8 protein-coding genes are annotated in these 8,752 nt (G+C 62.4%); 5 read left to right on the top strand and 3 right to left on the bottom strand.

Annotation, left to right across the window (positions count from 1 at the left end; translation table 11 throughout):
• Nucleotides 1-292: 292 nt before the first annotated feature.
• The 5 genes from D0T11_RS21200 to D0T11_RS21180 all read left to right on the top strand — a co-directional run bounded on the left by D0T11_RS21200 (nucleotide 293) and on the right by D0T11_RS21180 (nucleotide 5,719).
• Nucleotides 293-2,341 carry a BatA domain-containing protein gene (locus D0T11_RS21200; RefSeq protein WP_182888554.1) on the top strand — a complete coding sequence of 683 codons (2,049 nt, stop codon included), beginning with the start codon at nucleotides 293-295 and terminating at the stop codon, nucleotides 2,339-2,341.
• Between the two features lie 132 nt (nucleotides 2,342-2,473).
• A complete protein-coding gene (locus D0T11_RS21195; RefSeq protein ID WP_182888553.1) occupies nucleotides 2,474-2,968 on the top strand; it encodes a DUF4199 domain-containing protein in 495 nt (164 codons plus the stop codon).
• 46 nt (nucleotides 2,969-3,014) lie between these two features.
• Nucleotides 3,015-3,548, top strand: coding sequence for a DUF4199 domain-containing protein (locus D0T11_RS21190; protein WP_119657808.1), 534 nt, complete (start codon nucleotides 3,015-3,017; stop codon nucleotides 3,546-3,548).
• Nucleotides 3,541-4,533, top strand: coding sequence for a glycosyltransferase family 2 protein (locus D0T11_RS21185; RefSeq protein WP_119657812.1), 993 nt, complete (start codon nucleotides 3,541-3,543; stop codon nucleotides 4,531-4,533). Before D0T11_RS21190 ends, D0T11_RS21185 begins: the two co-directional genes overlap by 8 nt.
• Nucleotides 4,534-4,591: 58 nt before the next feature.
• Nucleotides 4,592-5,719: a glycosyltransferase gene (locus D0T11_RS21180; RefSeq protein WP_119657807.1), complete on the top strand. Its 1,128-nt coding sequence runs from the start codon at nucleotides 4,592-4,594 to the stop codon at nucleotides 5,717-5,719.
• A 58-nt stretch (nucleotides 5,720-5,777) separates the two neighbouring features.
• On the opposite strand, the gene D0T11_RS21175 is transcribed toward D0T11_RS21180, so the two are convergent.
• The 3 genes from D0T11_RS21175 to D0T11_RS21165 all read right to left on the bottom strand — a co-directional run bounded on the left by D0T11_RS21175 (nucleotide 5,778) and on the right by D0T11_RS21165 (nucleotide 8,597).
• A complete protein-coding gene (locus D0T11_RS21175) occupies nucleotides 5,778-6,971 on the bottom strand; it encodes a glycosyltransferase family 9 protein (protein WP_147374780.1) in 1,194 nt (397 codons plus the stop codon).
• A 51-nt stretch (nucleotides 6,972-7,022) separates the two neighbouring features.
• Nucleotides 7,023-7,229: a PID-CTERM protein-sorting domain-containing protein gene (locus tag D0T11_RS21170; protein WP_245991102.1), complete on the bottom strand. Its 207-nt coding sequence runs from the start codon at nucleotides 7,227-7,229 to the stop codon at nucleotides 7,023-7,025.
• 63 nt (nucleotides 7,230-7,292) lie between these two features.
• Nucleotides 7,293-8,597: a T9SS type A sorting domain-containing protein gene (locus D0T11_RS21165; protein WP_119657805.1), complete on the bottom strand. Its 1,305-nt coding sequence runs from the start codon at nucleotides 8,595-8,597 to the stop codon at nucleotides 7,293-7,295.
• Between the last annotated feature and the right edge of the window lie 155 nt (nucleotides 8,598-8,752).

Here is an 8,752-nt window from a genome sequence, read left to right as displayed (position 1 = left end):
CCTTATCTACAAGTCGCCCCGCGGCGTCCAGTCCCCTTCACCCGGGATGGATGCGCGGGGCTTCTTGCGTTTATAGAACCCGCCCCAGCCCGGCCCGGCATTAACCTGATTCCGGCCCAGGAGGCAACTCAAGGGCCTCTGGGAGTAGCCTGGGTTCGTTTCTTCGCCAAATTTTGCTGAGGAAATGAGCCTGTTGTGCTTTGGTCAGGCATTCCGTGAGCATGGCCAGTATGTTGGGTACCCTGCTGGGCGTTTTTTGTGTCTATCTTCACGGTCTTACTCTTCGTACTGCATGGTATTCACGTATCCGTGGTTTTTGTTGGGGTTGCTGGCTGTGGCCATTCCCATTGCTATCCACTTGTTCGAGTTGCGCAAGCCCCAACGGATTTTGTTCTCCAATGTGGAGTTTATCCGGGAAGTGAAACTGGTAACAGCCCGGCAGCGCAAACTCAAACACCTGCTCGTGTTGGCTGCCCGGATTGGGCTGCTGGTGTTTCTGGTCCTGCTGTTTGCGCAACCCTATATTCCGGCTCCGCAGCAAAGCGCCGTCGCCGGAGTGGTGCAGGTACTCGTGGACAACTCGCCTAGTATGCGCCAACCCGGCGCGAATGATCAAGCCGTCTTGGAGCAGGCCGTGGAACAAGCTGCGGACTTACCCCTGGCTTTCCCAGCCACGACCCGGTTTAACCTGCTGCCTGGCCCGCCGGAGCTGTTGAGCGATGCGGCTTTCCGGAGTGCCGTTGAGAAAGTAGATGTTAGCGGGCAGACGAGTGGGCTGGCCCCGTACTTGGTTTCGCAGCAGGGAGGACGGGTCAGTAAGAATAGCCCGTTGTTCATTTTCTCTGATTTCCAGAAAAGTGGCTTCTCCTCCCTCGACCTGGACAAGCTGGACTCTACCCGCCAAATATTTCTGGTGCCGACTGCGCCGAAAAGTGCTGCCAATATTTTCGTAGACAGCGTTTGGCTGGACGATGGCTTTGTGCGGACGGGAGTGGATTTGCGGCTGCATATCCGCTTGCGCAACGGTGGAGAACAGGCTGCGGAAAATTCCCAGGTAAAGCTATTTGTGGGGGCGCAGCAGGCGGCTACGTTCCAGGTTTCTGTGCCGGCTCGCCAGAGTGCCAGTACCCAGGTGCGGGTTCGGCTTGGGGGAAGTGAGGTGCAGCAATGCCGGGTGGAGGTCGAGGACTTTCCCGTGGATTTTGATAATACTTATTACTTCACCCTTCAACCTGCCGAGCAGATTCAGGTGGTGGAAGTGGCAACGGCGGAACAGTTGCAGCGCCTGTACGGCAACGAACCGCTATTCAGCTACTCGTACAGCAACGCCCAGGCGGCCGATTACCGCAAGCTGACAACGGGCAGCCTCCTGATTCTGCGGGAGGTGCCAACGCTGAGTGCCGGTTTGAGGGAAAACCTGCGGCGGGCGGTGCAGCAGGGCGCTAGTCTGGTGGTGGTGCCCACGGCAAATGCGAGCAGCCACGAATCGTATGGGCAACTGTTCCGCGAGTTGGGTCTGGGGCCGGTGCAGTGGCAGCCGGTGCCGCCTACCGGTCCGGTCGTGCAGGAAGTGGCGCTGCCCAGTGCCCAAAATCCGTTTTTCCGGGATGTATTTGCGGGGGCCAACGTGCGGGCCGGGATGCCCAAAGTGGCTCCGGTATTGCGCTGGTCCCGGACGGGCACAGAAATCATGCGCCTGCGCGACGGGGAAAGCTACCTGGCGGGCTTCCCCAGTGGGAATGGCACCGTGTACGTGTTTTCAGCGCCTTTCAGTGCGCCTTACTCCGATTTCACCCGGCATCCGTTGTTCGTGCCCGTGCTCTATCGGCTGGCGATGCAGAGCTACCAGCAGGAGCAGCAACCGGCTTACCGGCTCAACCAACAAAGTATTAGTGTGCGCCTGCCTGCTTTAGCTCCCCAGGGGCCGGAAACCATTTACCGCCTAGTACAGGATAGCCTGAGCTTTATTCCGGTACATCGGCAGCAGGGCGGGCTTCTGCGCCTCGAAGTGCCGCCGGGACTGCGGCAACCCGGTTTCTACACGTTGCAACAGGCCGGCAAACCGGTCACGACGGTGGCCTTCAACTTCGATAAGCGCGAGTCGGATTTGGCGAGCTATTCCGTGGACGAACTCCGCCAGCTGGTGGGGCCGAATCGACCTAACGTGCAGGTGTACGCCACGGGATCCGGGCAAACGGCGGCGGCCCGCTACAAAGCCACCCGGGTGGGCGTGCCGCTGTGGCGCTACTGCATTTGGGGGGCGCTGGTCTGCCTGCTGCTGGAAGCGTTGCTGCTGCGCTGGAACCGCCGGCCGACTCCGTCCGCTGCCGTAGCCGCCTGAGTGCAGCGCTGAACCCAAACTTCCGCGAGCGGGCACAAGGGCCATTGGGGCATATTGCGGGGTTAGCGCGTATCTTGCGGCCTTTCGTTCGTTTCTGCCTTGGAATCACCTGCTGCAACTCCCAACCCCGTCGTGCGCACTGCTCTGGTGTGCGGAGCTATAACCGGTGCCCTGTGCGTGGCCTGGGTGCTGTTCCTCTACGTGAGCGACAATAACCCCTACGGCCCTAAGCGCACCCTGTCGGATTTCTTTCCGCCTATTGCTGCCATTGCCAGCCAGCTGCTGCTGCGCCGCTACTACGTGCCGAAGGGGCCGGGGCTGGGGAAATCCGTCGGGACCGGGGTGCTGACGGCGGTGGTTGCCGCGCTGCTGGCCGCGCTGGGCCTCTACACGTTTTCGCGGCTGACGGGTCCCGGGCTCATTGAGCAGCATCTGGCGGAGGCCCGGCACATGCTGGAGGCCAGCAAGGCCATGTATCTGAAACAGGCCAACGGCCCCCAGCAATACGAGGCCACCTTGCGCAACCTGGCCACCAATGCGGTGGGGTTCGCCCAGGATGAGTTTACCAAGAAGTTGCTTTTGGGAGTGGTAATGAGTATTCCGGGCGGGGTGTTTTTGCGGAAATAATCTACCTTCCGGTCATCAACCATCCTTCACCTACTTTGCACCTGCTATGGAAAACACCACTACGCCCGCCGCCGTCACGCCTGCTTCCGTTGCCATCCGCTACGGCCTGCTGATCGGTATTGTCACGGTCATCTACTCCCTGGTTCTGATGGCCACGGGACTGGAGCAGAAACCGGTTCTGGGGTTCGTAACGTTTGGAATCCTGATTGTGGGCATTGTGCTGGCTCACAAATATTTTAAGCAGAACCACGGCGGCTTCATGAGCTACGGCCAGGGCCTCGGTATTGCCACTATTATGGGGGCCGTGATTGGCACGCTGAGCAGCGTGTTTCGCTATATCTACGTCAACTTCGTGGATGCCGAGTACACCCAGCGGGCCATCGAAACCGCCCGGGCCAAGCTCGAAGCCGATGGGATGAGCGATGAGCAAGTGGAGCAGGCCATGTCATTTACCAGCAAGATGATGGCTACCGGCCCGCTGAGTATCGTTTTCGGTATCCTGGCTTCCGCTTTCTTCGCTTTCCTGCTCGCCCTCGTCATCTCCGCCTTCACCAAAAATGCCCGCCCTGAGTTTGAGTAAGCGCCTGCCGCAGCATTTCCCCGTTGAGCTGTCCATCGTCATCCCCCTGCTCAACGAAGCCGAGTCGTTGCCCGAGCTCACGCGCTGGATTCACAGCGTGCTGGCTCAGCACGGGCTCACCTACGAAGTTATCCTGATTGACGACGGCTCCACCGACGACTCCTGGGCCGTGATGGAGGAACTGGCGGCCACCAATACCCACCTGCGCGGCATCCGCTTCAACCGGAATTACGGCAAGTCGGCGGCCCTGAACGTGGGCTTCAAGGAAACCACGGGCCGGGTAGTGTGCACCATGGACGCCGACTTGCAGGACTCGCCCGAGGAGCTGCCCGAGCTCTACCGCATGATTACCGAGGACGGCCTCGACCTGGTGAGTGGCTGGAAGAAGAAGCGCTTCGACCCGCTGAGCAAAACTCTGCCCACTAAGCTCTTCAACGGGGCCACCCGCTGGATTTCGGGCATTCCCCTCCACGACTTCAACTGCGGCCTCAAAGCCTACGACAGTCGGGTGGTGAAAAGCATTGAGGTGTACGGCGAAATGCACCGCTACATCCCCGTTATTGCCAAGTGGGCCGGATTTCGGCGCATTGGTGAGAAGGTGGTGCAGCACCAGGAGCGCAAGTACGGGACCACCAAATTCGGATTGGAGCGGTTCGTCTACGGCTTCCTCGATTTGATGAGTATCACGTTCGTGAGCCGGTTCCGGCGGCGGCCCATGCACTTCTTCGGAGCGCTGGGGTCGGTTTCGTTCCTGCTCGGAATGCTGATTACGCTCTGGCTGGTGGGGGAAAAGGTGTGGCTGTCCTGGCACAACTACCTCTCCCGCGACGTGACGGCCCAGCCGCTGTTTTTCCTGGCTCTGGTAGCCGTCGTCATCGGCGTGCAGCTGTTCCTGGCCGGTTTCCTGGCCGAAATGATTCAGCTCAACGGCGACAACCGCAACGATTACCTGGTAAAGGAGCGGCTGAATTTGAAAGAGAATTAAACCCGCGTGTCATCCTTCGCGCTGCTCAGGATGATACGTGTTTGCTACCGTATCCCCCATGAAAGTAGTTATCATCGGGCCGGCGTATCCGTTGCGGGGCGGGCTGGCCACCTACAACGAGCGGCTGGCCCGGGCCTTCCAGGAGGCCGGCGACGAGGTGCGCCTCGTGACGTTTTCGTTGCAGTACCCCGATTTCCTGTTCCCCGGCCAGACCCAGTTCAGCACCGGCCCCGCCCCCGAGGATCTGGATATTGAAGTCAGCCTGAACTCCATGAACCCGCTTTCGTGGTGGAAGGTGGGGCAGAAGCTGCGCCGGGAGCGGCCCGATCTGGTGATTTTCCGGTTCTGGCTGCCGTTTATGGGGCCGGCCCTGGGCACGGTGGCCCGCCTCGCCGCCCGCAACGGCCACACCCGCGTGGTGGCCATCACCGACAACGTGATTCCGCACGAAAAGCGCCCCGGCGACCGGCCGCTCACGCGCTACTTCCTCTCGGCCTGCCACGGCTTCGTGACGATGAGCCGGGCCGTGCTGGCCGATTTGCGCCGCCTGCACTTCCAGCAGCCCGCCCTCTACCGCCCCCATCCGCTCTACGACAACTTCGGCCCCCTCAAGCCCAAGCCCGAGGCCCTGGCGGCCCTGGGCCTTGATCCCGCGTTTGGCTACCTACTGTTCTTCGGCTTCATCCGCGCCTACAAGGGGCTGGATCTTCTGCTCGAAGCCTTTGCCGATGAGCGCCTGGCCGCGCTACCCCTCAAACTCATCATCGCCGGCGAATACTACGAGGACGCCGCGCCCTACGAAGCCCTCATCCAACAGCACAACCTGGAAAGCCGCCTCGTCCGGGCCACCGATTTCATCCCCAACGAGCAGGTAGTGGACTACTTCTGCGCCGCCGATATGGTGGTGCAACCCTACAAGAACGCCACCCAGAGCGGCGTTTCCCAGATTGCTTACCACTTCAGCCGCCCCATGCTGGTCACGGACGTCGGCGGGCTGGCTGAGCTCATTCCCAACGGCGAAGTTGGGTACGTGGTGCCGCCCAGCCCCCAGGCCATTGCCGATGCGCTGATGGATTTCTACGAGCACCAGCGGGAGACGGAATTCACGGCCGGGGTGGAGGGGAAGCGGAAGGAATTCTCCTGGGACGTGATGGTGGCGGCGTTGAAGGAAGTGGCTTCTACTTAGCTGTTAGCTGCGAGCTACTAGCTGATAGCTTCATTTCAAAAGAGCTATTAGCTTGCACTTACCCCACCAGCACGCTTGCCTTCACCGCCTCAAACACCTTTCCAGCTGGCAAATCTTCCATGCAGCCCGGGCCTCCCAGCTGGCAGGTGCCCCGGTAGAAGCAGATGCACTGCTTATCGGGCTGCACGAGTTGGCCGCGGCCGTAGAGGTCGAATTCGTGGGGGTTGAAGATGTTGTTCATCAGGATGGTGGGCTTGCGCAGGGCGATGCTGATGTGCATGGCCATGGTTACCTGGGTCACGATGCCATCCATCTGGTGCAGCAGGTTGATGAACTGGGGCAACGGGAAGGTGCCCAGGTAGGCCGCGCCGGTGGCGGCATGCAGGCGCTGGTTACGCTCGTGTTCAGCCTCGCCGCCCAGCAGCACGGGCGCGTAGCCGGCAGTTTGCAGCTTTTCGATTAACTCGACCCACTTCTCGTCCGACCACAGGCGCGTCGTCCATCGGTCGCCGCAGCCGGTGTTCAGACCGATGCGGGGGCGGCCCTGGGGCAGCCGGGGCCAGTCGTAGCCTTTGTCGTCGTGGGTGTCGAACACGTATTCCTCGCCCCGGAACTCGTAGCCGCAGAGCTCGAAAATTTCCTGCACGTAGGGTTTCTGGTTCTGCTGGCTGAGCTGGTCGAACACGCCGGTCAGGTACTTGTGCTGGGCCAGCTCGTTCACGGGCCAGGCCACGCCGTCGGTTTCGCGCAGGGTGTAGCCGAACTTCTGGGGGGCCTGCACTTGCAGCAGCAGCGCGCAGGCTTCCTTTTCCTTGTCGAGGTTGATGGCTAGGTCGAAGCGGCGGGCCAGCAGGTGCAGGGCGCTGGCGAAATCGAACTTGAGCACCTCATCAATCCAGCCGCCGCCCTGGGGCAGGATGGCGGGCGTGAGCGTGAGCCAGGTAATGTAGCAGTCCGGGTACTGCTGGCGCAGCCGCCGCAGCAGGGGCGTAGTCCGGATAACGTCGCCGATGGCTCCGAGCTTGATGAGCAGAATGCGCTGTTGCACGGGCACGTACACCGGGCAATCGGCGCACTGGTAGCCGTGCTCCTTGTTGGGGCGGCAGGGAATATCGCCCCGGAAGTGGCGGCAGTCGGCATGAACGGGGATGCCGTGGAGGTCGGGCATGGCGGGAGAACTGGTAAGAGAAGCCAAAAGTAGCGCTTCGGGGCTGAACACGCGGTAGGTGCCCCGGCCGGATAAAAACTGCAAAGCCGCTTCCAGAAGGTGGAAGCGGCTTTGCAGTCTTACAAAAAGGAACCATCAGCGCCGTGGAGCGCGGCGCAGGCGGCGGTTGCCCCAGGCCACGCCGGCCAGCAGCAGCAGCGATGCGCCGCCATCGAGGGGTACGGCCGTGGGTTGGTTGGGGTCGGGCGCGGGGCCGCCCGACCCCGGACCCTGGGCCTGGGCCGATTGACCCGTCAGCAGCAGGGCCAGGCCCAGCAAAAGAAACGGTAGGTACTTATTCATCGAAGATCAGCAAATCAAGGTAAAAAGGCCCGGCCCCGAGGGCCGGGCCGGAATCGGTTACACTTATTCTACCACCACGCGTTTGGTGAACTGCGCATTCTCCAGCGTCACGCGCACCACGTATACGCCGGCGGCCAGCGCCCGCACGTCGAAGGTGGCGGACAGGCCGGTGGCGTCGGCGGCCAGCTCCTGCCGGGCCACTTGCTGACCAAGCGCATTGTAGAGGATGGCCGTGGCCCGCTGCGCTTTGTGGGCCGTAGCGGGTAACCGGAGCGTGAAGCGCTGGCGGGCCGGGTTGGGGTACACGGTGGCCTGGGCAGCCAGTTGGGCATTGGCCGTGGCCGTAACGCTACCGGGGCGGAACACCAGCGAGAAGCGCGCGCCGGCCGATGTGGTGCCGAGCGTGAAGCTGTAGCGGGCCTGTTGGTGCAGGTCTACCTGCTGGCCGGTTTGCGCGTCGTGCAGGTATACCCGGGTGCCGGGGGGCAGGTTCAGCAGCTGCGCGGCTTCCAGGGTGTAGGAGCCGGCGACGGGCACCGCAACTTGCAGGGGTACTACCGTGGCGGCCGTGAGCAGGGGCCAGCCGGCTACGGCCAGTGCCTGATTGCCGGCCATTGTAGCCAGGTTCAGCCCTGTGGTGTTGGGCAGCTTCGGTGCATCGTACTCCGCATCTACGCCGGTAGTGGCCCCGGCTTCAAAATATACGTGGGTCACGTCGTGGTTGTCCGGGCCGGGGCCGCGCAGGGCCAGTTGAAGCTGTGGGCGGGTATCGGCGGCGGCACGCAGCAGGCGCGTGGCGTCGGGGCTGCTGAGGCGGTGGCGGTTGCGCAGCGTGAGGCTGGCGCCGGGTTGGCCATCGGCCACGCGCACGAAGAAGGCCTGGCCCAGTGGGATGATGGGGTTGCCAATGTTGTTGACGTAGCTGCGGTAGCGCCCGGCATAAGGGCCGGTGCTCTCATACACGTACAGGGCCGCATCCAGGTCCGGGCGGTCGGCGGGAAGCACGGTGCTCCAGTCCAAGGGCGCGGGGTAGGGGTTGCCCAGCAGTTGCCAGCCGGCCGCAGCATCGGCCCCGCGCAGCAGGGTGCGCGTAAAGTCACCGCTGCCGAGCTCTCCCACGAAGTCCACCGTCTGGCCACCCGCCAGGTTCACTGTGTAGCCGGCGGTCGGCATCAGGGCGCTGGTCGGGGCCGAGGGCGAGAACCAGCCTTTGTCGAAGGGAGCGTACGTGGTGGCGGGGCTGGTGGCCAGGCGGGCCTGGTCGTAGCCGAACACCGTGGGGAAGGGCGTCACCTGGTTGGGGCTGGCCGAGGTGTTATAGGCCGCGTTCAGCACGGGCGAGAAGCTGCCGGTCGTCAGGTCGGCCACGGTGGTATTAAGAGTCTATCCGAATAGGAGTTAAAGAAGTGGTACTTTCGCGGCATGGCCACGACGCAAGAATTCACGATTTCCGATACGCTCTGGGCGCGCCTCTCGCCCCTGCTGCCCGTGCACACGCCCAAACCTCATCCGCTGGGCCGCCA

Origin of the sequence: Hymenobacter rubripertinctus (assembly GCF_003583925.1) — a bacterium.
GTDB classification, from domain to species: Bacteria; Bacteroidota; Bacteroidia; order Cytophagales; family Hymenobacteraceae; genus Hymenobacter; species Hymenobacter rubripertinctus.
The sequence above is the reverse complement of the archived record's forward strand: the minus strand, read 5'-3'. Positions and strand labels throughout refer to the sequence as shown.